Consider the following 24,825-nt stretch of genomic DNA (forward strand, 5'->3'; position numbering starts at 1 on the left):
AAGCTCCTTTACGCGTAAATTGTGAGTAGTTTTAGACTTCAGGCTTTTCTACGATCATTGCTATACCTTGTCCGACACCTATACACATAGTTGCCAAACCGTATTGCGTATCACGCTTATTCATTTCATATATTAACGTCATTAAAATACGTGCTCCGCTGGCTCCGAGTGGATGTCCATATGCAATTGCTCCACCATTGACATTTACTTTCTCTGCATCCAACTCTAGTTGTCGAATACATTCAAGCGACTGGGAAGCAAATGCTTCATTCAATTCTACCAAGCCCATATCATCCGCCGTTAAGTCTGCGCGTTGTAAAGCTTTGCGTGACGCAGAAATTGGACCAAGACCCATCACCGCTGGCTCAAGACCTGCTACTGCACCTGTAACGTACTTCGCAAGTGGCTTCAGTCCGAGCTCTTTCGCTTTCTCTGCACTCATTACTAGAAGTGCTGCTGCCCCATCGTTTACCCCTGATGCATTACCTGCTGTAACTGTACCATCTTTAAATATCGGTCGTAGTTTCGCTAAAGCTTCAATAGATGACTCTGGACGTGGATGTTCATCTCGCTCTACAATAATTTCATTACCTTTACGATCTTTATATACGACCGGTACAATTTCTTTGCTGAATGCACCTGCCTCCATTGCCTTTTTTGCTCGACGTTGACTTTCATATGCAAAAGCATCTTGTTCTTCACGTGAAATGTTATAACGTTCCGCTACATTTTCCGCTGTTTTCGGCATAGTGTCAGATCCGTACATTTCTTCTAATTCTTTATTCGTAAAGCGCCATCCAATAGTCGTATCATACATTTTCATATCTCCGCGCGGGTACTCCACTTCAGGTTTACCCATTACAAATGGCGCGCGTGTCATACTTTCCGTACCACCTGCGATGAAGACATCCCCTTCCCCAGCCATGATCGCCCTTGCTGCATACATAACTGCATCGATACCGGACCCACATAGGCGGTTAATTGTTGTTCCGCCCACTTCTATAGGCAAACCGGCAAGTAATGCAGACATACGAGCCACATTACGATTATCTTCACCTGCCTGATTCGCATTGCCAAAAATCACTTCTTCAATTTCTTCAGTAGGAAGACTTGGGTTTCTTTCAATTAGGGCTTTGATTACTGTAGCACCCAAATCGTCGGGACGAACTGCTTGTAATGCTCCCTTATATCTTCCAAATGGTGTACGTACTGCGTCAACGATTACAACTTCCCTCATGATTTCACCATCTCCTTGTTATCCGTATAATCATAGATCCCTTTTCCACTTTTTCTACCAAGTCGTCCAGCTTTAACGTATTGTTCTAGCAGAGGGGCAGGACGATATTTTTCACCCAGTTTCTCATGGAGATATTTCAAGTTGTTCAAGCGTGCATCCAGCCCGACTAAATCTACTAATTCAAATGGTCCCATAGGATAGTTGAGACCTAGTTTAATTGCTTTATCAATTTCTTCAGGTGAGCCTAAGCCTTCTTGCAACATATAGAACGCTTCATTTCCGACTAGGGCGCTAATTCGGCTTGTGACAAACCCAGGGAATTCATTGATAACAACCGTTTCTTTCCCCATTTTAACGGCTACATTTCTAATGACCTCTGCTGTTTCATCACTTGTCTCTAGCCCGCGTATAATTTCTACAAGTGGCATTTTATGTACGGGATTAAAAAAGTGCATAGCAATAGTGCGTTCAGGACGCTGACCGTACGATGCAATTTCAGTAGGACTCATAGTTGACGTATTTGTTGCAAAGTAACAAGAAGCAGGTGCATTTTCTTCAATCGTTTGGAAGACTTGCTTTTTAATATCCGCAACTTCAGGCACCGCTTCAATTACTAGATCCGCTGTTTTTGCTGCTAATGATAACTCTGTTTCAAAATGAAGATGACTACGAATCTCTTTTGCCACTTGTTGCGTAATTTTCTGTCGTTCCAAACCTTTAGTGATGATTAACTCGATTTCTTTCTCTGCATTTTCCAATGCTTTTTTATTAATATCAACGATGGTGACGGAATATCCACCTAGTGCACTTACGTAAGCAATACCTCTACCCATCACGCCAGAACCAACAACTACGATATTTTCAATCATTTTATTTCCCCCTTAAATGGCTATTTCCTATTTATAGTAAGAAAGAACAGAGGCATGCTAACTAGCCCCTGTTCTTTCTTAACGTAATGTATTTTACAGTCCGAATGGATTTAATGGGCGAGATCCATAATAAGACATAATACTCTTTGTCTCAGAGTAAAGATCTAATGTTTCAATAGCTAACTCGCGTCCGAATCCTGACTGCTTGTATCCACCGAATGGCGTTCCAGGGAAAGCAGAGAACGGTGAGTTGATCATAACGATACCTGCTTGAATTTTATTTGCTACACGTGTTGCACGCGCACCGTCTTTAGACCAAACAGAAGATGCCAGACCGAATTCCGAGTCATTCGCCAATGCAATCGCTTCTTTTTCATTCGAGAACTTGGATAGTACAACAACAGGGCCAAAGATTTCTTCACGTACTACGCGCATTTCTTGTGTGACGTTTCCGATGACTGTTGGTGCATACCAGAAACCTTTTTCAAAGCCTTCAGGGTGTATTTGCTCACCGCCAGCTAAAATTTCCGCTCCTTCATCAATTGCTGATTGTACGTATTCTTTTACAGTATCCAACTGTCCTTGGTCAATTACTGCTCCAACATGCGTTTCTTTGCTGAACGGATCGCCAAGAACGATACGATTGGTCTTTTCAATGAATTTCTCAACGAACTCATCATACACGTCTTCATGAATATAAATACGTGAACGTGCATCACAAGACTGTCCAGTATTATTATAAATACCATAGATTGAGCAATCTACCGCTTGATCAATATCCGCATCTTCAAAGATTAAGCTTGGTGATTTTCCACCTAACTCTAATGTGACACGCTTCAATGTGCCAGAAGCACGTGCCATAATATCTTTACCAATCGGAGTAGATCCCGTGAATGCTACTTTGTTTACTAAATCATGTTCCACTAGATAGTTTCCGATTTCAGCACCTGATCCAGGTAAAATGTTCACTACACCTTCTGGAACTCCTGCTTCATGACAAATTTCTCCTAAGATAATTGCTGTCAGTGGTGTAAGGGATGCAGGTTTAATAATTACAGAACAACCTGCCGCAAGTGCCGGTGCAACTTTCCAAGCTGCCATCATCAGTGGATAGTTCCATGGAATGATTTGAGCACATACACCAACTGGCTCTTTTTCTGTGTAGTTGTGGAACTGGCCAGGTACGTTATTTACAGAGCCACGGTGTGAAACTAACGCTCCTGCATAAAACTCAAAGTCTTCTACCGCTTGGTTAAGCTGAGCTTGTGCTGCCGCAATAGTTTTTCCTGTATTCAGTACTTCTAATTCTACTAATTCGCTAAAACGACTTCTCATGATCGCTGCAATTTTATTAAGTACACGAGCGCGTTTTCCTGTAGGCGTGATCTTCCACTTTCCATTATCAAATGCATTACGCGCCGCTTCAATTGCGCGCTGTGCATCCTCTTGAGTTGCTTTTGCGACTTCTGCTAAGAACTCTCCGGTTGCCGGATTATACACTTTTGTACGAGCTCCATTGCTGCTCTCTACTTGCTCTCCGTTGATAAATAATTTATAGAAATCACGCTTCATAGTTTGTGCTACTTCTTGCTCTTGAATTTTCGTCATTATAATTCCTCCTCTTATTTTCCAATAAATTCAGGATTTCTTTTGTCTTTAAATGCTTCGATACCTTCTACATGATCTTTAGTCAATCCGGCAATTCGCTGACTTTCTGCTTCGCGTTGAAGATACTCTTCAAACGGTAGTGTCTGAACATCATTCAATCCTCTTTTAATCAGTCCAATTGCTTTAGTTGGCTTCGCGGCAATCCCTTTTGCAAACGCTTCCACTTCTGCTACGAAATCTTCTGGAGAGAATACTTTCGTTGCGAGACCTAATTCCAATGCCTGTGCTGCAGTGATTTTCTCACCTAGAATTGAAATTTCCGCCGCTTTTGCTGCACCAACTAATTGAGATAGATAAAATAGATTGCCAGAGTCGGGAATGAGCCCTACATGTATAAATGCATTTATGTAGCTGGCTTTCTCAGACATCAAACGGAAGTCACATGCTAGAGCTAGACTAAAGCCAGCCCCAGCGGCTACTCCATTGACTGCTGCTATGATGGGCTTTTCTGTTTTCTTTATTTCCAAAATCATTGGACCGTAGTGATCTCGTAGTACTTGCCCATGATCCATTTGTTCATCCACTTCCGATAGATCTTGGCCTGAACAGAACGCTCTACCTTCACCTGTTACGACGATGCATCTTGCATTGTCATCCTTGGATGCCATACGCAGCGCTTCTTTAATTTCGCGATTCATCTGCGCTACGAATGCATTTAATTTATCAGGACGATTCAATGTAAGCCAAGCAATACCTTCTTTCAATTCGTATTGAATTGTTTCAAACATAGAAAATCGTCTCCTCATTTTCCTTTATATACCGGCTTTCTCTTTTCGACAAAAGCTTTCATTCCCTCTTTTTGATCCTCCGATGAAAACAGAAGATAGAAGTTCTTTCGTTCATACTGCATACCTTCATACAGTGGATAGTCAACCGCCTTGTTCACTGAATCTTTAATCATTCGAATGGCAAGTGGCGGCATGCTAGCGATCTTATTTGAAAACCGTAAAGCCTCTTCACGCAACAGCTCTGGAGAAACGATCCGGTTAATCACTCCATGTTTTTGTAATTCATTAGCTTGGATTCGCTCACCTGTCCACAACCACTCTATCGCTTTCGCACGTCCAACTAACTTAGTTAAGCGTTGCGTCCCGCCAGCTCCTGGCATAACACCTAAAGTCACTTCAGGAAATGAAAACTCTGTGCCATCCGCGGCTAATAGAACATCGCAACAAAGAGCAAGTTCAAAACCTCCACCAAAAACAAATCCATGAACTGCACCGATGACGGGCTTTTTGATGAGAGGAATCTGATCCCAGTCAGCAAACTGATTCAATAATTCAAGGCTCATTGAATCTGCTTCAGCCATCTCATCTATATCAGCACCGGCAGAGAAAGCTTTTCCTTTGCCTACTAGCAAAATTACTCGTACTTCGTCATTTCGATCAAATGATTGCATCGCCTCAAGAATTTCACCAACCATATTGCGATTTAAAGAGTTAAGTTGCTTAGGTCTGTTTAATTCAATTACGCCGATTTGTTGATCGACCGATGTTTCTATGAATTTGTAAGCTGTCATTCGCTGTCTTCGCCAATCATTAAAGTGACTAGCTTACCAGCGAAGCCCATCAAGTCTTTTCCAGAAGCTTTTCCTTCATCAGAGCTCAAGCCCGCTTTTAATGATGCTGCATCGTCATAGATCATTTCACACATCAAGTAATACGGTGGTTCTCCACCCATTGGGCTACCAGTGAACTTAGTTACTTTCATTTCACGCAAGCCAGGAATCTTCGCTGTGATTGGTGAATGAACATTGAAGTAGTGCTCATCAAATTCCTCTTTATTTTCAGGGTGTTTGTATAACGCGATTAATTTAGCCATTTAAATTCCTCCAATTACATTATTGTTGATACTGGTTTCATTGCTTCGAAAGGAGTTTTACAACTCTTGCAATATAAAATACTTCTACAAGCCGTTGGTCCGAATATATTTTCCATCGTTACGTAGGTTGAATCACAATACGGACAATCCACGTGCCAAGATCCATCTTCTTCTAAATGACGCGGTGGAGCAGCGATCCCAAACTCTTTCAATCCTTTTTGTCCATTTTCCGTTACTCGATCTGATGTCCAAGGTGGACTGAAAATAAATTCTACTTCGACGTTTTTGGCACCGGGCAGCCCCATCACTGCATTCTTAGTATTTGTTCGGATGATTTCAAGTGCCGGGCAACCTAAAAACGTAGGCAATAATGTTACCTTGATCTGTTCGGGTTCGATATCCACTTTCTCCACCATTCCAAGATCTACTATACTTACCGTATCAATTTCAGGGTCCTTGACGCTTTCAAGCACCTTCCACACTTCTAAGTTTTGTGAGTTTTTTGCTAGAGCTACCATTTCCAAAACACCTCTTTCTTTCTATTACCAGTTTGTAGCTGTATCGAGTCTGTACACCTCAGAAAGTGTATCGATTGCCGTTTGCAATTCATCTGTGTGTTGTCCATTACGTCCATTTAATTTCGGTTCAGGGATGATCGGTAAATCCAATTTCAATTTTTCGAAAGTCGGGCGCAATGCTTCAAGCCAATTATTTTGTATCTTTTCTTCCGAATCTATTAAGTCAAATCGTTCAATCAATTCTTTTTGTTCTCCATAAGAGAATAGATCTCCCATATCATCTACAACTAGTTTAAGCGCGCTAACCATTTTACTTTTCGCTTCTTCTGTTGAGCTTAGTAGTTGTTCGAACCACAACTTCCAATGCATGACGTGGTAATAGAGTTCCATGCTTACTTTCACAGCAATATCGCGAAGTGGTTCGTATGAACTTTCTCTAAGTGAGTTGATTTTTGCTCTTTTCGCTTGTGTATAGAAGTAACTTCTAACTACTGTATAGGCCCAATCATATTGAGGTGTGTCCATATAATAACCGTCACCGTTAACACGTTCAGTCAAAACACTATTCTTTCGTTCTTGCGCAGGACGTAAGTGAGCGAGATCATCTGCTTTACCTAATCCCAAGTCCTCTAGCAACTTATAATACATAGCTGCATGACCCATCGAATCTTGTGTAATGGAGGATGACGCAACATCTTCTTCTATATGTGGAGCTAGCCCCAACCATTCAGAGCCACGATATGAAAACAGAAAATCATCATCCGCTAATTGGAATATAAGTGCCTCTAAAGCCTTTTTCTCTTCCGCACTCATCATTCTTTCTATGTTACTCATTTCTCTTTACCTCCAGCCCAAGATAAGATTTCCTTCTCATCTAGCATTTCTTGTTCGTACTTACGCCATTTTTTACGTAAGTATCCATAACCTTTTGTAGTACGGTACTCTTTGTTGTCGAGACGTTTCAAAGAAAGACGTTCTTCTTCATCCATACCGTGAATATTCTTTTTATTTACGACCCATATATCCACAACAGGTTCACGGCGCATAAAGTTTTCTTGTGCCATCATAAGTGCCATGTCTTCATTTGGCGCTAGCAAATCAAATTGGTGCTGGAATGACGCAGCATGGGTACGCTTACTGAATACTTCAAATTCCTGATAAAATGTTTTCTCTGACATATTCTCCATCGCTCCTTTATTCAACAACTGCACTTAACGCTTCACGTACCCACGCATTGTTCTCGTATGACGAACGGCGAAGATTAAGACGCGCTTGTGATTTCGGCCCATTATTTTTAATAATGTTTTTAAATTCTGTCCAGTCGGGTTGCTGGTAAACCCAATGTTTTTTCTCCTGATCGAAATGCAATGTATCGTCCGGAATTGTTAAACTTAGCGATAAAATTCTTGGAATGTATTTATCCAGGAAGCTTTGGCGTAATTCTTCATTTGTGTTCTTCCGGATACGATATTTAATAGTTGCTTCTTGCTTCGATGCACCTGTCGTAGCTTTACTTGGAGGTCCAAAGAACATAAGAAGTGCTGGCCACCAGCGGTTAAGTGCATCTTGCACCATTGCTTGCTGTTCTTTCGTTCCTTCAGCAAGTGCCATGATAATCGATTCTCCGTGCTGCGCGTGGAATACCTCTTCTGCACAAATACGTTGTAGTGCCTTAGCATACGGCCCGTAAGATGCATCTAGCATATTCGTTTGTGTAATAATTGCGGCTCCATCTACTAACCAACCGATCAATCCTGCATCTGCCCAAGTCTTCGTTTCCATATGAAACACATTATGAAATTTTAAATCCTCATTAAATAAATCCTGCATGATATCACCGCGAGTTTTACCATATGGCTTCATCAAATCTTCTGCTACGCGTAACAATAGTTGTCCGTGGCCCATTTCATCCTGTACTTTCGCCATAATTCCAAGTTTGCGGTATAGTGAAGGTGCTTTAGGTACCCACTCTTTCTCAGGGAGCGCTCCCATAATTTCACTAATTCCGTGCATGGAAATAAGCTTAATTAATGTTTGGCGATACTCTTCCGGCATCCAATCATCTGCCTGGATCTTATCGCCACTCTCTATGCGCTCCATGAAATACTCCATTTTTTCATCTGCGGTCATCGCTCTCATCGTTACCATTTATCTAATTCCTCCCTTAGATTATGAAAAGTTACTATCTCTCGTTACGTCTTCACAAAGGACAAATATAACAAATTTAACCGAAGTTTCTAAATTACGTTATACTTAACTTCAAAAAAATACTAGACTTCTTCTAACACGATGGGATGTTCGGAAACTTTGATAGAGTCAGTTGGGCAACCTTCTAGAGCGTCCTCCAAATCATCCAGTAAATCCTCATCAACTTCTGCCGAACCTTCATTATTATCAAGAAGTACGAATGCAAAACCTTCATCATCATATTCAAAAATATCCGGTGCACTTGCTCCACATGCACCGCACGCTATGCAAGTCGATTGATCAACAATAGTATGTGTAGCCATAAAAGGTGTCCTCCTTTATTCTAATTGAGTCAAGCATTCAAGAGATGACCGGGACTTTTTTCTGATCTTGCTTTTCCTTTTTCTCCATCAATGTCGTACTATGCGTTGCTTGAACTTTAGCCGTTGGATCAAGGTAGACCTTCGCGTTACTAACGGCTGTTGGTGCTTCTCCAAATCCGCTAGCTATAAGTTTAACTTTTCCTTCATACGTACAAATGTCGCCAACAGCATAAATACCTTCAATATTAGTTTCCATTTTTGAGTTGACGACAATACTGTTCTTTTCAATTTCTAGTTCCCAATCTTTGATAGGACCGAGGGAAGACACGAAACCGTAGTTGACTATCACTTCGTCAATTGCAATTTCTTCTACCTCTTCTGATTTCATCTTACTAAGAACAATCTTTTCGATCTTATCTTCACCAATAAACAATGATGGTGTATATGGTGTTTTAATTTCTACTTTGGAATTCATTAAATTTTCTACACTAGCTTCATGCGCTCGGAATTTATCACGGCGGTGAACGAGTGTTACTTTATTCGCAATTGGCTCAAGCATAAGAGACCAGTCTACAGCAGAGTCTCCACCACCAAAAACCTGTACATTCTTTCCTGCAAAGTATTGTAGGTCTTTAATGAAGTAATGTAGGTTTTTGTCTTCATATCGTTCTGCATTTTCAACATCAAGTTTTCTAGGTTGAAACGCACCATTTCCCGCTGTAATGATAATTGCCTTAGAGTAATGAGTTTCTTTATTTGTTTTGATTTTGAAGTTCCCATCTTCTTGCTTAATCACTTCACGTACCTCTTGTTCAAGGGTGATCTTCGGTTCGAACTGCGACATTTGCTCAACCAGATTATCAATAAGCTTTTGACCGGTGATCTTGGGGAATCCTGCAATATCGTAAATATACTTTTCAGGATACAAAGCTGATAGTTGACCACCAAGTTGCGGAAGGCTTTCAATTAAGTTTACTGACATTTGGCGCATACCTGCATAAAATGATGTAAACAACCCTACAGGGCCACCACCAATTATTGTTAAATCATAGATTTTCTGTTCATTACTCATATGCTGTACTCTCCTCTCTTTCGGAAGGAAATTAATCCTTTTAAGTATAACGTATAATTAACGTCGTTATCGATTTTTGTTATACTTAGTATCTTAAATCAATGTGTAAGCGTTGTCAACAATATATTCAGAATAATATATTTCCATTTTAAAATTTCATGGTATTGCGGCTGTACCGTATATTCCTAGATAGATTAGTCATTTCTCAAAGAACTTTTCATAAAAAAAGCACTGCTATGGCGCAGTGCTTTTCTATCTCATTCAATATATGTCCATTTCCCATCCTTAACAGTTGCCATTACAAAGCTCTCCGGTCCAAGCCCATTATGATCATCAGCTGTATAATTATAAACTCCTGTTGTACCGATCCAGTCTTTAATATTCTCTTCTAAATAATCACGGATAGCTTCACGGTCGGTAGCTCCGTTCTTTAATGCTTCTACCGCTAACATCACATTGTCATAGCCATAAGAACCAAAGTTAGTCGGTTCGCTATCATACTTTTCTGTGTACTCCTTGTAGAACTCTGATACTACACTGTACTGTATATCGTCCTCAGGAATCTGATCTGGGAATAATAGCTTACCAGTAGGAATTACTACACCTTCTGCAGCTTCTCCCGCCAAAGAGATAAAGTTTTGATTTGCAATGCCATGACTTCCAAACACCGGTAATTTTATTCCTAAATCATGTGCATTCTTTGCAATTACAGCTGGTCCAGGATTAGTTCCCCAAACGACAATTGCTTCAGCTTTTGCACTATTAATTTTTGTCACTTGCGTACTCATATCAGGATCTTGCGTATTGTAACTTTCCTTTGCTACGATTTTAATATCATATTCATCTGCTAAAGCTTCCAATTGCTCTAAACCGCTGGAACCAAACGCATTAGAATCACTAATAGTACCAATTTTATTAATTCCTTGTTCATTCAAATACATATAAATTCGTTCAACTGCTTGTCTATCCGATTGCGGTGTTTTAAACACCCATTCCGCATCTTCAACAGGCTCAACGATATGCGTACTTGCTGCAGCCGAAATCATCGTAACTTTTTGTTGCGTGGCGATTCCTTTGATTGCAAGGCTTTCACCACTTCCTGAAGAACCAATTAAAGCTAATACATTTTCGTCGTTCACTAATCGATTAGCTTCTTGTGTTGCTTTTTCCTGACTAGATTCGTCATCTGCTAAAATTATCTTTAGAGGAATACCGTCAATACCGCCATCTGCATTAATTTTCTCTTCCAATAATTTCGCTGCATTCCATTCAGGTTCACCTAACGGACTGTTTGGACCTGTTTTTGAATAAATCGCACCAATTTTATACTCTGTCAGTTCTCCATTTTCAGACCCCGCGTCTGCGTCACTACATGCAGCTAACACCAATGAAATCATAGCTGCCAGAATTAGCATAGGTATTTTTTTGAACATCTTCTCATCCTCCATCATCAATGTACTGTGTGCCCTAAATAAGCTTCTTTTACTTCTGGATCATTCAGTAATTCACTTGAACTGCCGCTCTTAATGATTTCACCATGAGAAATGACATACCCTCGATCAGCCACTCTAAGGGATGCATGTAAATTTTGTTCTATTAATAATATTGTTGTTCCAAACTGCTTACGTAAATCGCCAACGAGTTCTAATACATCTTTCGCTACAAGAGGAGCGAGTCCTAATGTAGGTTCATCTAATAGCAATAAATCAGGCTCTGCCATCATTCCCCGTGCAATCGCAAGCATTTGTTGCTGACCACCAGACATCGTTCCGCCCATTTGATCTTTTCGATCACTTAATATAGGAAATAATTCGAAAACTTTTTTGATGTTTTCTTCTATTGCTTGCTTGTTTGTAGTTTTACGATGATGGTAAGCACCTAAATATAAATTATCCAACACAGTCATTGTAGAAAAAATTTGACGATGTTCAGGTACATGAATTAAGTGTTTCTCAACAATCTTTTCTGCTTCCATTCCTGTAACATCAGTACCTTGATAAATAACCTGGCCGCTTGTCGGTCGAAGCAATCCGGACACAGTTTGTAAAAGAGTGGTCTTACCCGCTCCATTTGCACCTAGTAAAGCGACAATTTCTCCCTGATTAACAGACAGTGATACACCATTCAATGCTTGAATCGGCCCATAGCTGACAGAACAATCGAGTACATCCAGTAGCTTTTGTTCACTCATACGACTTCCTCCTCGATCTCGGCGCCTAAGTAAGCCGCAATTACCGCTTCATTCGCTTGAATTTCTTTTGGGGTTCCCTCTGCAATCTTCATTCCCTGATCCAAAACAACAAGTTTGTCGCAAATACTCATGACTAGATCCATATCATGCTCGACGACTAGAATGGTTACACCAGACTCACGTACTCTTTTAATCAACTCGCTCATTTCAGATGTCTCACTATGATTTAAGCCTGCTGCAATTTCATCCAGTAGAAGCAGTTTAGGTTCTGTAGCGTAAGCACGAGCAAATTCCAATAGTCGCAATTTCCCTAATGACAAACTGGATGCTTTCTGATCGTAAAGTGATTCTAGATTGAAGAAACGTAAGATGTCCATCGCCTCTTCATATACTTTGCGTTCTTTTCTAGTTATGCCAAGCAACATGGAAGTAACTCCTGAAAGGTTTTGCTTTGTTCTCATATGCTGGCCTACCATGACATTCTCAATCACTGTCATATTTTTAAATACTTGTAGGTTTTGGAAGGTACGTGAAATGCCTAATGGAGCTACTTTATATGAAGGAAGAAGATCAATCTTCTTCCCACAAAACAGAATACTTCCTTCAGTCGGTGGAAATATAGAAGATATCATGTTGAACATTGTGCTTTTCCCTGCTCCATTGGGGCCTATCAACCCGACGATTTGTCCTTCATCGACAGAGAAGCTGACTTCGCTATTTGCTACAACTCCACCAAATCTTTTTGTAATTGACTCTACTTGCAACAATGTCATCATCTCCTCATTCTGAAACACTTCGTTTTATCGGTGTGACGGCTACAGAAGCTTTCTTTTCTACTCTCTTTATAGTTGTATTTTTTAACCAGTCTACTACTGTTGGGAATAGACCCCTTGGCATAAAGATAACGACTAATATCAAGATCAATCCATAAATCACGTGTTCCGAATCACTAGTGATGAATGTGAATTGCTCACCAAGTGTATGAACAGTAATACCAATCATACGTATTAGTAAAGCTCCTATTAATGCCCCCCACACACTTCCACTTCCGCCGAGAACGACCATTGCCAGGAAAAGTATGGATGCATCAAATGTAAAGGCAGAAGGAGATATGCTATAGCTCATGTGGGCAAACAACCAGCCAGCCAGTCCTGCAAATACTGCGCTCAAGATAAACACCTGCATTTTATACCTGCCTGTATTTACCCCCATCGAGCTGGAAGCAATTTCGCTGTCGTGTATAGAACGGAGTGCACGTCCAACCCGAGAATGAACAATGTTAAGCGAAAGAATTAAAACTAGTAAAACAAAAAACCATACTAGAAAATAATAGGGAACTCCTTGATTGATTGTCATGCCGAACAATGTCAGCTGCGGGATACCGTAAAATCCTGATGCCCCCATTGTAATTCCCTTACCTTCAACAAGAAGGCCATGAACGATAATACCAAGAGCCAATGTTGCCATAGCTAAGTAATATCCACTTAATCGAGACATCGTATATCCCATGAAGAAAGCTAGAAGAGCTGGAACTAGTAAAGCTATAGGCAAGCTAAGCCAAGGACTCCACCCCCACGTAGCTGTCAAAATAGATGTAGTATATGCTCCCACTCCATAAAACGCTGCTTGCCCTAAGGATATTTGCCCCGCATAGCCCATTAATAGACCTAGACCAATGGCTATAATAGCGTATATACCTGCAAAAGTAGCCTGTGTAATGAAAAATGATTGGGTGACTATCATTGGAAATATAAGGATGGCGACAATGAATACAACTACGCCCCACCACTTCGTCTGTTGAACGCCTTGTAATTTCATTATAAACCTCCCTTTCCAATAGTTTTTTCACCCAAAATTCCATTGGGTCTTATTATCAATATAAGCAAGAATATTGAAAAAGTAATAATATCTTTCATTCCTGAACTAACATAGCCCGCTCCCATGGATTCGAATAGTCCAATTAGCAAACCACCTATAACAGCTCCAGGTGCACTACCTAGTCCTCCTAAAATTGCCGCTGAGAATCCTTTAATTCCTAACATAGCACCCATATCATATGCTGGGAAAATGATTGGTGCGATCGCAAGGCCCGCGATTGCTCCAAGCGCAGCGCTCAACACAAAGGAGAAGGAAGACATTCTTTTTGGACTTATTCCCATTAATCTTGCAGCCATTGGATTAACAGAGGATGCTTGGAATGCTTTTCCAAGCATTGTTTTATCGATAAACATGTACATGAGACCGACAACTAACAGCATAATCAAGACAACCCAAATTGATTGAGGTGTAATGGAAGCGCCTCCAATAGTAACAGGAGTATTCTCGGTGAAAGGTGCTACCGTATGCTGGTCTTTCCCCCACACCATGCTACTGATTCCACGGATGAATATCGAAGTTCCAATCGTCAAAATGATTAAGCTGATCGCATCAGCACCTTTGGCTCTTCGTATCAAGAGGAATTCCATTAGCCAACCGATAAGTGTCACAAAGAGAATCGTAGCAATAAAGGAAAGCCAATATGGCACACCCACTGATACGAGTGAAAACATAGTCAATCCGCCAAGCATGACGAATTCTCCTTGAGCTAAGTTAATTACTTTTGTGACACTATATATGGTGACGAAGCCAAGGGCGACAATTGCGTAAATACTTCCAATCGTAATTCCCGTTAATGTGAACTGTAATAAATCTTGCACTCACTTCACGCCCTTATCCAGTTGTTATTGTTATACACTTACAGGCGAACTATTACGCTTATCTACAACACGAGTTGCTTTTCCTTCAGATCTTGGAAGAGCTTTCGGTGCATTGCATACAACATCTACTGAAATTAAACAGGAATTTTTCAATTTGTGCTGGATCTTTCGCTTCATATTCATGATGGATTCATGAAGTAAGTCACACCCAACTTGTTCGTATAGAGAAATCTCAATCTCGATATGTAATTCAATAGCATCCATAACTCCTTTGCGAATTAATCGAATTTGATAAACAGGTGACAATCCTTCTATTTGAAGTAATTCTCGTTCAATCTCAGATGGAAAAACATTTACTCCACGCACGATGATCATGTCGTCTGTTCTTCCTTTAACACGTGACATACGAGTCGTTGTTCTTCCACACTTACATTTCTCATGAGTAATTGATGCAATATCTCCTGTACGGTAACGGATGACTGGAAGCGCTTCCTTTTGCAAGCTAGTAAACACTAATTCACCTAATTCTCCATCAGCTACAGGTTCGAGGGTATCGGGGTTAATTACTTCTACAAAGAAATGATCATCTGCGATATGCAGTCCATCTTGAGCTTCATGACATTCAGACGCAACACCAGGTCCCATAATTTCGCTTAATCCATAAATATCTACAGCTTTAATTCCTAGTTTGTTTTCTAATTTTAGACGTATTTCTTCAGACCAAGCTTCTGCCCCAAATATCCCATAGTCTAGATTTGTATCACGAGGATCCATTCCTAGTTCTTCCATTTTTTCGATAATACTCAAGACGTAAGATGGAGTCCCGCAAATTCCACGTGGCTTAAGATCATTGATGACCGTGATTTGACGTTCTGTGTTTCCTCCAGAAATCGGTATTGTAGCTACACCTAACTCATCTGCACCTTGATGAAGACCAAGCCCTCCTGTAAACAAGCCATAACCATATGCATTATGGAAAACATCAGACTTCCTTCCGCCTGCTGCGACGATAGCGCGTGCCACTAAAATCCCCCAATTTTTAAGATCACGCTCTGAATAACCGACAATCGTTGGCTTTCCACTTGTTCCAGATGAGCCATGAATCCTTGCAACATCGTCTACAGGAATCGCAAATAGTCCATATGGGTACTGATCGCGGAAATCTTTTTTCTTTGTGAAAGGTAGTTTCTTAATATCCTCTAACGATCGAATATCTTTGGGCTTAATTTGCAATTCATCAAACTTTTGTTTATAAAAACCAACGTTTTCATATACGTTTTCCACCGTCTTCTTTAACCCTATAAGTTGTAGTTCTCGCTTTTCGGAAATGGATGCGCTTTCAATCTCTGGATTGTACATAGATAAATCCTCCCTTTTCTCTCATACTACTCTATTCGAATATAACGTATATAAAACGATAACTCCTCTATCCGTTCTACATAGCAATACATTAATACAACCTTTTCATTAAGTCAACACTAATTTCTGAATATTCTCTTTCAATAAACTTTATAAACTATTAATTAGTGGACAAGATACTAAGTAAGTAGGTGTGTATAAATGAAATCCTATTTTATGAAATTAATGTATTTATTAATAACGATATAAGTTATGCCGTATGAATTGCGTTATATTAATTATGCTTCTTCTTATAAGAGGAATAGTTTATAGGTCTATTTATTATAAAAAAATAAATATTCTGTATGTAAATATACGTGATAAATAATATTGCACAGGTGTTTTTTTGAATAAAATAGATATACCCAATCATCTCACACCTCTAATGAAATATTAGTCCATTCCTTCCTTTTTAATAAAATATTATTTTTTTCTTAGAATGTTCACACTTGATTTCTGCAAAATTAGGAATACACTAGAAAAAGAACTTTTATAAGGGGCAACTACACATGAAAAGAATCATTCAACCTATTTTCCAACACTATTGGAACCCCTATGTCGTCTTATTAATGGCTGGTATTCTTAGTGCTATGTATTATGGCTTAACTTCCACCGTCTGGGCAGTAACTGGTGAATTCACAAGACTCGGAGGCGACCTCCTGTTATTACTCGGAGTCGATATCTCGGGCTGGCAATACTTTGATATGGTGCATCTACAAGGTGAGACGTGGAACCGACCAGATGGCTGGATTGTCTGGGGAATGTTCGCAGGTGCGCTCATTATGGTGTTGCTTAGCAATAACTTCAAAATCCGTCTGCCGCAGCAAAAGAGACGCTATGTACAAGGATTAATTGGCGGAATCATCGCAGGATTCGGAGCGCGCCTAGCACTCGGCTGTAACTTAGCCGCGTTTTTCACAGGCGTTCCGCAATTCTCTTTTCACTCATGGATTTTCATCGTAGCAACAGGTATCGGGACTTTCTTCGGTGCCAAACTGACGAAAACACGTTGGTGGAAAGGCAAACCTTCATTGATTCGGGGGAATGCAAAGCCCACGCAACTTAAAAAACGTATAATCCAACCGTATATCGGTGCAGTGATTGCCGTACTTTACATCGGACTCACTATGTACTTCTTCACGTCGGGACAAAGACTGCTTGGCTTAGGTGCGCTATTTGGTCTCGCATTCGGTATTCTAATCGAGCGTGGACAAATTTGTTTCACTTCTGCATTTCGTGATTTATTTCTCGTTGGACGTAGTATTATGGCAAAAGCAATTATTGTAGGAATGGCCGTCAGTTCTATTTTGACGATCATTGTTATTTCGATCTATGATCTAACACCAATCACACAAATCGCAGCACTTAGCACGTTTGTAGGCGGTACATTATTCGGACTAGGCATCGTGATGGCGTCAGGCTGTGAAACAGGTATGATGTATCGCTTGATGGAAGGCCAGTTGCTATTTTTACCGGTATTTGTGGGTAATATCATGGGTGCTACGTTTCTTGCCTACGCATGGGATCATCTTGGTGTCTATAATGTATTGGTCAAGGGTGGAGCAAAAATCAATCTACTCGATACAATTGGACCGATTGGCGCAATTTCTGTCACCCTCCTTATGCTTGGTGGTCTTTATGCTTTAACAGTATATGGAGAAAAACGCTACCATCGTAAACTTGCTATTAAGAGAGGAATGAATATACATGCAAGCTAAAGTAGAAGCGGACTTCACACTCGACCTTCGCGGCGAGTCCTGTCCCTATCCTGTTATTTACACATTGGAAACACTCGAAGGTATGAATAAGGGAGAAATGCTACAAGTCATCACCGATTGTCCCGGCTCTTTCCGGAATGTGCCAGAAGAAGCGATTGCTCACGGTTACAAATTTGCGCAAGATCCGGTAAAGAACGGTCAGGAATATTTATTTCATATTTACGCATGAGAAAAGGCAGCTATCTTTTAACTGATGGCTGCCTTTTCTATTTCAAATTAAATATTTACAGTTAGTTTTTGTGCAGACTTTCCCTTTATTTTCGCTACGATTACGCTATTAATCGCATTCACGTAGGCCAGTGCACTGGCTTTCAAAATATCTGTGTCAGCTGCCTTCGCGATATAATTTTCTCCTTCATGTGCAATGGTAATTTTCACTTTGCCTAGCGCGTCTTTGCCACGTGATACACTGCTAATATCATAGCCAATCAACTTCACTTGAATCTTCGTAATTTCAGCAATCGCTGAATACAGGGCATCGATTGGACCCGTTCCAACAGCACTCGACTTGAAAACTTCTTCCCCTTTTCGAATTTTGACGCTAGCGGAAGGGAAACTAGAATTGCTGACGACTTGCAGATCTTCAAATTCAAAGAAATGATCGCTGTAATTCGTTGCATTTTCTTTATCATGTTTTTCATAATAACTTTCAACTATTACATATAAATCATGATCATATACTTCCTTCTTGAGGTCTGCTAATTTTAGGAATCCTTCAAATATCCCTTCGAACTCTTCAGGTTTCATATACGTAAAACCAAGCTTTTCAAGTGCGTTTTTCACCGCATGGCGACCTGACCGTGCTGTCAAGATCAATTCCATATCATCTAGTCCAACGTCTCCCGGATGAACAATTTCGTATGCATCGCGGGATTTCAATAGGCCATCTTGGTGTATACCTGACGAATGGGCAAAAGCATTGTCTCCCGTAATGGCTTTGTTCACTTGCACATCTAATCCCATAAAGCTAGATACAAGACGAGATGTATTCATAATTTCTTTTGTATTAATTTGTGTGTTTACATTATAAATGGAGCTTCTAGTTTTCAATGCCATGACCACTTCTTCAAGCGCTGCATTGCCTGCTCGTTCTCCAATTCCATTAATTGTACACTCTACTTTATCCGCACCATTCTTGACTGCAGCTAATGTGTTTGCAGTCGCCATTCCTAAATCATTATGACAGTGAACGCTTAATAATACGTCCGGGTTCAAGTTCTTCATGCGGTCATTTAATTTATAGATCATCGCACCAAATTCTTCAGGCTCTGCAAAGCCTACTGTGTCAGGCACATTAATCATGGTCGCACCCGCTTTCATAACAGATTCGATTGTATGCCATAAATACTCAAACTCTGAGCGTGAAGCATCTTCTGTTGAATACTGTACTTGAGGCAATAATGTTTTTGCATATTTCACGGCATCTACACCAATTTGTAGGATCTGGTCCTTTGATTTATTGAATTTTTTCTCTACGTGAATATCAGAAGTACCTAGCACCATATGAATCATCGGATTTTCTGCGTACTTTACTGCGTTATAAACTGAATCAATGTCTGCCTGAACTGCGCGCGCCAATGCTGTGATCATGATGTCATTTGTATTGCCTACTTTCTGCGCAACAGCCTTCACCGCATCAAAGTCGCCTTGAGATGAAGCAGGAAAACCAGCTTCGATTATATCAACGCCAAGCTTCTTCAGTTGCTGTGCAATTTCTACCTTTTCATAAAGATTCAATTTAGCACCAGGTACCTGTTCTCCATCACGTAATGTCGTATCAAAAACCCAAATTTTTCTGCTCATCTCTTTGCACTCCTTTTTTTAAAAAAATAAATACAAAAAACCCCGTCTCTATATCGAAATATAGAGACGAGGTTATACTCGCGGTACCACTCTAATTGATTCGCCATACTTGGCCAATCCACTTATCGACAGCTATTACTGTCTATCCCGTTAACGGAGGAAACCGACGTCCCTTACTGTAGTTCTTTCAGGGAGTGACTCATGGATGAGTTCAAAATGTGCGCCTGCTGATTTTCACCAACCATCAGCTCTCTACAAAGACACAAAACATTTTTACTGGTTCCATTCTTAGTCTACAATGTAATATTAAACGTAATACTACATTGCGCAGAGCAACTTGTCAACCATTTTCAAATAATTCCATGTATTCAACAAAATAATTTGCGAGAAATATATTATCATTCCTTGATAAATATGCTTTTTGATGTGTATCTATTAACAATTACTCAAGTCCAAAAACCTATACTTTTCTATTTTCATTTGACATCACTTCCATTCATTCACTAGTATAGTAGACAACTAATTCGTAAACCGAAACACAACAACTAGATGATTGAGTAGTCTCAAACTACAAAAGGAGTCGGTGCCAATGAATGCGTTTACCAAATGGGTGGAAATTATCTCAGATTTTTTATGGGGATTACCCATCATTATTTTACTAATAGGAGGTGGAATGTTCCTCACAATTCGTCTGAAGTTCTTTCAGTTCCGCTATATGCCTCACATTTTTCGTCAAACCTTCGGAAAGATCATGTCGAAAGGCTCTGGAGACGGTACACTAACCCCTTTCCAAGCAACAACCTCAGCACTTGCTTCCACAATGGGAGCAGCAAATATTGTCGGAGTTCCCGTAGCCATCGCACTCGGTGGACCTGGCGCGATCTTCTGGATGTGGGTAGTCGCACTAATTGGAATCGGCACGAAATATTCCGAGGTCGTGCTCGGCATTAAATATCGTGAAAAGAACGCTGCCGGTAATTACGTCGGCGGTCCGATGTATTACATAAAAAAAGGACTTGGCTGGAAAAAGATTGCGTATATCTTTGCATTCGCCCTCATGTTAGAAGTTATGGCGAGTACTATGGTGCAATCTAACTCTATCGCTACGACCCTGGAAGGTTCATTCGGTTTATCTCCAATTATAACGGGAATTTTCGTCGCTATACTTGTTGGACTCATTTCATTTGGTGGAATTAAAGCAATTGGGCGCGTAACGGAACGTCTAATTCCATCAATGGTCGTAATCTATATTTTAACTGCTCTCATTATTATCGGCTTTCATGTCGATGCAGTGCCTGCAGCATTTGGATTGATTTTCACACATGCATTCCAGCCGATTTCAGCAGCAGGCGGATTCGCAGGTGCTGGTGTGGCCGCGGCCATTCGTTGGGGACTCGCCCGTGGATTATATTCCAATGAAGCCGGTATCGGTACCGCGCCGATTGCCCACGCAGCTGCGGTGAATAGTCATCCCGCCAAACAAGGTTTCTGGGGCGTCTTTGAAGTCGTTGTGGATACATTGATTGTTTGTACTATGACCGCGCTAGTCATACTGACAACAGGCGTCTGGAAAGTCATTGACGCAGACAACGCGGCGAACATGGTGACAGAAGCTTATAGTACGGTATTTGGAGCTTCTCTAGGCGGGATTATTATATCCGTCGTATTATTCCTATTTGTTATTACAACGATTGTAGTCATCATTTATTACGGTGAAAAACAAGCAGAGTTTTTATTCGGACCCAACTTCTCCATTGTCATACGCATCGCATATATTGCGGCTATTATAATCGGAGCACTTGGTGGATTGCAGTTCGTCTGGAAATTCCTTGACCTACTACTCGCAATTGTAGTGATTCCTAACGTGATTGCGGTACTATTCTTAAGCGGACAAGTACGTGACATAACGAACGATTACTTTACAAACCTCTATCCAACAGAAAAGAAACAAAAGAAGAAGTCTTGATGTAAATGGCAGAAAAGGCAGAAGTCCGCGGACTCCTGCCTGTTTTTTATATGATTTGATCACTTCATCATTTCTTCAATAAGCCCTACCGGTACATAAGTCTTCCTCGGTTCGAGTAGCTCCGGTGCCGCTTCAAATTGCAACAATGATTTATTGTAGCCATATTCCTTCTGTCCGCGAGTAATCGTATAAGATGGTGCACCTTTTGATATGACCGCACCCACACCAGTCGAATCCACGACATATCCGAGTTTCTCAGCAAGCAAGCGAAGTGGTACCATCTTCACACCGTCGACCATATAATGATCGTCTTTTATAATTTGTTCTACGGTGGCATCTTCATCTACTGTATTTATGTCTAGTACCACTACTTTCTCCGGCGTTGTCTGGGCTGGAATACTTCGAGTTGTTTCTTTGTAGAATACTAGCAAGTCTTCGCCTTTCAAGTCGTCAGCGTTCACTTTATTACCCGAAGCACTGGAAATGTCCGTACTATCATCTACATTCAACTGAAGTTTCAAATATGGATCCACCAGTTCATCGTCAAACAATCCTACGACCGCTGTGTTTGCTTCATCTTCCTCGACAATAACAGCATCTGGAGTGTACTGCGGTGGGTAAATCATAACCATTGGTTTATCTGCATGGGTATAGGCAGACACTTTATCACCTTTTTTTAACTTTGTCTTTTGCCCGGTATTATCGAAAATCAGTGTTTCATCTGTAATAGCCAAGACAGGAGAATCTTCATCCCCTTTAACCGTATAAAGCGTTAACTCATTACTTTTCTCTATACCATCGATGGTTCCCTCTACTTTAATAAATGCTTTTTCCTCTGATGTCACTTCGGCTTTCACTTCCTCTTTCGCACTAACTGCTTCAGGTACCGCCACGCCACCAATAAGCAATGCTGACATAGCAAATGGTATCATCTTATTCCATTTCATAAAAAATCCGCTCCTTACTTTAGGTTCTATGTAGTAGTTCGTTTGTGAGTCAAAAAGGTTACCATACTTTTCATGAAAACCTTTCTTTCTACAGACGCCTAATAGCCAGCCATCCCAAAATATGAGATAATACAACTAACAGAACGAACGTACCATTAACGAAATTGAGGTGTTCCCATGAAACCGGTCATCCTAGCTGAGAAACCAAGCCAAGCAAAAGCATATGCAGATGCATTCACCACTCGTAAACATGACGGCTATACAGAAATCCAGCCATGTCAAACGTTTCCACAAGGCGCCTTCATTACGTGGGGCGTTGGTCATCTCGTGGAATTAAAAGAACCGCATACATACAATCCCGCCTGGAAACGCTGGTCGCTCGGTAGTTTGCCTATTTTGCCAGAGCGCTACGAGTTTCAAGTTGCCCCGGGTAAGTATAAACAATTTCAAGTCGTTAAGAAGCTCATTCGTGCAACGGATCATGTCATTAACGCATGTGACGTAGATCGCGAAGGATCTAATATCTTTTACTCCATCTACTACATGACGGGAGCTCGCAACCAGAAGATTGAGCGACTATGGATTAACTCGCTGGAATCCGATGAAGTACGCAAAGGCTTCCAGAATCTACGGGATAATCGACAAGATCTACAACTGTATGAAGAAGCAAAGGCGCGCCAAATCAGCGACTGGCTCGTAGGCATGAATGGTTCTAGGCTTTATACACTGCTGTTGAAAGCCAAGGGAGTTCAGGAAGTGTTCCCTATTGGACGTGTGCAATCACCGACCGTTTATTTGATTTATCAGCGCCAACGCGAGATCGAGACATTCGTGTCAGAGCCGTTTTTCGAAGCAGAAGCTATTTTCACTGCCGAAAAAGGGACATATAAAGGAAAAGCCAAATTAAAAGAACCAAAGCGAGAATTAATTGCGGAAGCCTTAAACAGTCGCAACATCACCAAGCGGACTCCTGGCGTGATTACCGAGTTAACGAATACAGATAAACGAACGCCGCCGCCACAGTTACACTCCCTTTCTACCTTGCAGGCAACAGCCAATAGACGTTGGAAAGCGAGTCCCGCAACTGTCTTAAAAACGATGCAGACTTTGTATGAAAAGAAGCTCGTCTCTTATCCAAGAACCGATACAAGGCATATTACACCGAGTGAATTCACATACTTAGAAGCGGCCATAGAAGACTATCAAAAGTTAATCGACCATCCATTTGAGGTAGCTTCGCGTTCACCGAAAAAGCGCTATGTAGACAGCTCAAAAGTACAAGAACACTATGCGATCATTCCAACGAAGAAACTGCCTACACTAGCAGCACTGACAAAGTTGTCACCACTCGAACGTAATCTATATGAAGAAGTCATTCGAACGACGCTTGCTATGTTCCACCGTGATTATTTGTATACTGAAACAAAAGTCACTACGGACGTCAATGGTTTGCCGTTCTTTACGACGGGTAAAACGGAACGTGATACAGGTTGGAAAGAGCTTTTCGCTACACCAAAGAAAGCAAAAGATTCGGAAGAACCGGCCTTACCACCACTTGAGCGTGAGGAAACCGTGCAAAGTGAAATCGGCATAAAAGAAGGCGCAACCCAGCCGCCCAAACCATATACTGAAGGTCAGCTCATTGCGATGATGAAAACATGTGGGAAATTAGTGGAAGATCAGAGTGAGACGAATATTTTAAAAGAAATAGAAGGTCTTGGAACCGAAGCTACACGAAGCGGGATTATCGAGACGATTAAAAAACACGGCTATATTTCCGTGACAAAAAACATCGTATCCATCACCGACAAAGGACGTGTACTATGCCAGACCATCGAAGGTAGTCTGCTTGCCAGCCCTTCCATGACAGCGAAGTGGGAAACATACTTGAAGAAAATAGGAAATGGCGAAGGAACAGGTCAACACTTTCTGGGCAGCGTATCAAAGTTTATCCAAAAACTGATTGAAGATGTACCTGTTCAGCTCGAAAAACAAACGATCGATATCGTGCTACCACCACGCCCCTCATCGGGCAAAGGCTCGTATACACGAACTGAAGTTGCTCCCTGTCCACGATGCGGTAAAGGAAACATTATTGAACATCCAAAATTCTATGGCTGTAGTAACTATAAAAATGGTTGTAAGCAAACTTTCCCAGGGCTCTTCTTGAAAAAGAAACTAACGGTGCCCCAAGTGAAATTGCTCTGTACTAAAGGTCAAACGAACGTCATCAAAGGCTTCACCTCAGCTGACGGGAAAAAGTTTGATGCTTCTTTGGAGCTAAAAGACGGTAAACTAAACTTAGTCTTTATGTAAATTAAATACTGATACAAAAAGAAGCAGCACAAAGC

Annotated in this window: 24 protein-coding genes and 1 other annotated feature; of the genes, 4 read left to right on the forward strand and 20 right to left on the reverse strand. The window is 40.9% G+C overall.

Features of this window, described 5'->3' with window-relative positions:
- Window positions 1-31 precede the first annotated feature (31 nt).
- From H605_RS0109565 to H605_RS0109650, 18 genes are all read right to left on the reverse strand, one after another.
- Window positions 32-1,237 carry a 3-oxoadipyl-CoA thiolase gene (locus tag H605_RS0109565; RefSeq protein ID WP_029054014.1) on the reverse strand — a complete coding sequence of 402 codons (1,206 nt, stop codon included), beginning with the start codon at window positions 1,235-1,237 and terminating at the stop codon, window positions 32-34.
- Window positions 1,234-2,106, reverse strand: coding sequence for a 3-hydroxyacyl-CoA dehydrogenase (locus H605_RS0109570; RefSeq protein ID WP_029054015.1), 873 nt, complete (start codon window positions 2,104-2,106; stop codon window positions 1,234-1,236). The genes H605_RS0109565 and H605_RS0109570 overlap by 4 nt, the downstream gene beginning before the upstream one ends.
- A gap of 93 nt (window positions 2,107-2,199) precedes the next feature.
- On the reverse strand, window positions 2,200-3,714 hold the full coding sequence (locus H605_RS0109575) for an aldehyde dehydrogenase family protein (protein WP_029054016.1): 1,515 nt from the start codon (window positions 3,712-3,714) through the stop codon (window positions 2,200-2,202).
- A 14-nt stretch (window positions 3,715-3,728) separates the two neighbouring features.
- Window positions 3,729-4,502: an enoyl-CoA hydratase-related protein gene (locus H605_RS0109580; protein WP_029054017.1), complete on the reverse strand. Its 774-nt coding sequence runs from the start codon at window positions 4,500-4,502 to the stop codon at window positions 3,729-3,731.
- Between the two features lie 14 nt (window positions 4,503-4,516).
- Window positions 4,517-5,293, reverse strand: coding sequence for an enoyl-CoA hydratase/isomerase family protein (locus tag H605_RS0109585; RefSeq protein WP_029054018.1), 777 nt, complete (start codon window positions 5,291-5,293; stop codon window positions 4,517-4,519).
- Window positions 5,290-5,595, reverse strand: a complete 306-nt coding sequence (locus H605_RS0109590) for an EthD family reductase (RefSeq protein WP_029054019.1) — start codon at window positions 5,593-5,595, stop codon at window positions 5,290-5,292. Before H605_RS0109590 ends, H605_RS0109585 begins: the two co-directional genes overlap by 4 nt.
- A gap of 14 nt (window positions 5,596-5,609) precedes the next feature.
- The gene (gene paaD, locus H605_RS0109595; RefSeq protein WP_029054020.1) at window positions 5,610-6,113 is read right to left on the reverse strand and encodes a 1,2-phenylacetyl-CoA epoxidase subunit PaaD; all 504 of its coding nucleotides are present in this window, start codon (window positions 6,111-6,113) and stop codon (window positions 5,610-5,612) included.
- A 24-nt stretch (window positions 6,114-6,137) separates the two neighbouring features.
- Window positions 6,138-6,947: a 1,2-phenylacetyl-CoA epoxidase subunit PaaC gene (paaC, locus tag H605_RS0109600; protein ID WP_029054021.1), complete on the reverse strand. Its 810-nt coding sequence runs from the start codon at window positions 6,945-6,947 to the stop codon at window positions 6,138-6,140.
- Window positions 6,944-7,291: a 1,2-phenylacetyl-CoA epoxidase subunit PaaB gene (gene paaB, locus H605_RS0109605; RefSeq protein WP_029054022.1), complete on the reverse strand. Its 348-nt coding sequence runs from the start codon at window positions 7,289-7,291 to the stop codon at window positions 6,944-6,946. Before paaB ends, paaC begins: the two co-directional genes overlap by 4 nt.
- A gap of 16 nt (window positions 7,292-7,307) precedes the next feature.
- Entirely contained in the window at window positions 7,308-8,261 is a 954-nt protein-coding gene (gene paaA, locus H605_RS0109610; RefSeq protein ID WP_029054023.1) for a 1,2-phenylacetyl-CoA epoxidase subunit PaaA, read from the reverse strand.
- A 122-nt stretch (window positions 8,262-8,383) separates the two neighbouring features.
- A complete protein-coding gene (locus H605_RS0109615) occupies window positions 8,384-8,623 on the reverse strand; it encodes a ferredoxin (protein WP_029054024.1) in 240 nt (79 codons plus the stop codon).
- 37 nt (window positions 8,624-8,660) lie between these two features.
- Entirely contained in the window at window positions 8,661-9,695 is a 1,035-nt protein-coding gene (locus H605_RS17705) for an NAD(P)/FAD-dependent oxidoreductase (protein ID WP_051210537.1), read from the reverse strand.
- 257 nt (window positions 9,696-9,952) lie between these two features.
- Complete coding sequence (locus H605_RS0109625) at window positions 9,953-11,128, reverse strand: ABC transporter substrate-binding protein (RefSeq protein WP_029054025.1); 1,176 nt, start codon at window positions 11,126-11,128, stop codon at window positions 9,953-9,955.
- Window positions 11,129-11,145: 17 nt separating this feature from the next.
- Window positions 11,146-11,886, reverse strand: coding sequence for an ABC transporter ATP-binding protein (locus H605_RS0109630; protein ID WP_029054026.1), 741 nt, complete (start codon window positions 11,884-11,886; stop codon window positions 11,146-11,148).
- The gene (locus tag H605_RS0109635; protein ID WP_029054027.1) at window positions 11,883-12,662 is read right to left on the reverse strand and encodes an ABC transporter ATP-binding protein; all 780 of its coding nucleotides are present in this window, start codon (window positions 12,660-12,662) and stop codon (window positions 11,883-11,885) included. The genes H605_RS0109630 and H605_RS0109635 overlap by 4 nt, the downstream gene beginning before the upstream one ends.
- 4 nt (window positions 12,663-12,666) lie before the next feature.
- Entirely contained in the window at window positions 12,667-13,704 is a 1,038-nt protein-coding gene (locus H605_RS0109640; RefSeq protein ID WP_029054028.1) for a branched-chain amino acid ABC transporter permease, read from the reverse strand.
- The gene (locus H605_RS0109645; protein WP_029054029.1) at window positions 13,704-14,582 is read right to left on the reverse strand and encodes a branched-chain amino acid ABC transporter permease; all 879 of its coding nucleotides are present in this window, start codon (window positions 14,580-14,582) and stop codon (window positions 13,704-13,706) included. Before H605_RS0109645 ends, H605_RS0109640 begins: the two co-directional genes overlap by 1 nt.
- 30 nt (window positions 14,583-14,612) lie before the next feature.
- A complete protein-coding gene (locus tag H605_RS0109650) occupies window positions 14,613-15,941 on the reverse strand; it encodes a phenylacetate--CoA ligase family protein (RefSeq protein WP_029054030.1) in 1,329 nt (442 codons plus the stop codon).
- A 548-nt stretch (window positions 15,942-16,489) separates the two neighbouring features.
- Between H605_RS0109650 and yedE the strand changes: the two genes are divergently transcribed.
- Together yedE and yedF are read left to right on the forward strand one after the other, a co-directional pair.
- Entirely contained in the window at window positions 16,490-17,698 is a 1,209-nt protein-coding gene (gene yedE / locus H605_RS0109655) for a selenium metabolism membrane protein YedE/FdhT (protein ID WP_029054031.1), read from the forward strand.
- Window positions 17,688-17,927: a sulfurtransferase-like selenium metabolism protein YedF gene (yedF, locus tag H605_RS0109660; RefSeq protein WP_029054032.1), complete on the forward strand. Its 240-nt coding sequence runs from the start codon at window positions 17,688-17,690 to the stop codon at window positions 17,925-17,927. Before yedE ends, yedF begins: the two co-directional genes overlap by 11 nt.
- Before the next feature lie 47 nt (window positions 17,928-17,974).
- On the opposite strand, the gene H605_RS0109665 is transcribed toward yedF, so the two are convergent.
- On the reverse strand, window positions 17,975-19,561 hold the full coding sequence (locus H605_RS0109665; RefSeq protein WP_029054033.1) for a 2-isopropylmalate synthase: 1,587 nt from the start codon (window positions 19,559-19,561) through the stop codon (window positions 17,975-17,977).
- Window positions 19,562-19,620: 59 nt separating this feature from the next.
- Window positions 19,621-19,860 (reverse strand) — a binding site (T-box leader).
- Window positions 19,861-20,150: 290 nt separating this feature from the next.
- Between H605_RS0109665 and H605_RS0109670 the strand changes: the two genes are divergently transcribed.
- Window positions 20,151-21,527 carry an alanine/glycine:cation symporter family protein gene (locus H605_RS0109670; protein WP_029054034.1) on the forward strand — a complete coding sequence of 459 codons (1,377 nt, stop codon included), beginning with the start codon at window positions 20,151-20,153 and terminating at the stop codon, window positions 21,525-21,527.
- A gap of 59 nt (window positions 21,528-21,586) precedes the next feature.
- Here the strand turns inward: H605_RS0109670 and H605_RS0109675 are convergent, their stop codons facing one another.
- Entirely contained in the window at window positions 21,587-22,474 is an 888-nt protein-coding gene (locus tag H605_RS0109675) for a stalk domain-containing protein (RefSeq protein WP_029054035.1), read from the reverse strand.
- A 177-nt stretch (window positions 22,475-22,651) separates the two neighbouring features.
- On the opposite strand from H605_RS0109675, the gene H605_RS0109680 reads away from it, so the two are divergent.
- Window positions 22,652-24,790 (forward strand): type IA DNA topoisomerase, encoded by a 2,139-nt coding sequence (locus H605_RS0109680; RefSeq protein ID WP_029054036.1) that lies wholly within the window; start codon window positions 22,652-22,654, stop codon window positions 24,788-24,790.
- The last annotated feature ends 35 nt before the right edge of the window (window positions 24,791-24,825 follow it).

The sequence above is a fragment of the Sporosarcina ureae DSM 2281 genome (assembly GCF_000425545.1).
GTDB classification, from domain to species: Bacteria; Bacillota; Bacilli; order Bacillales_A; family Planococcaceae; genus Sporosarcina; species Sporosarcina ureae.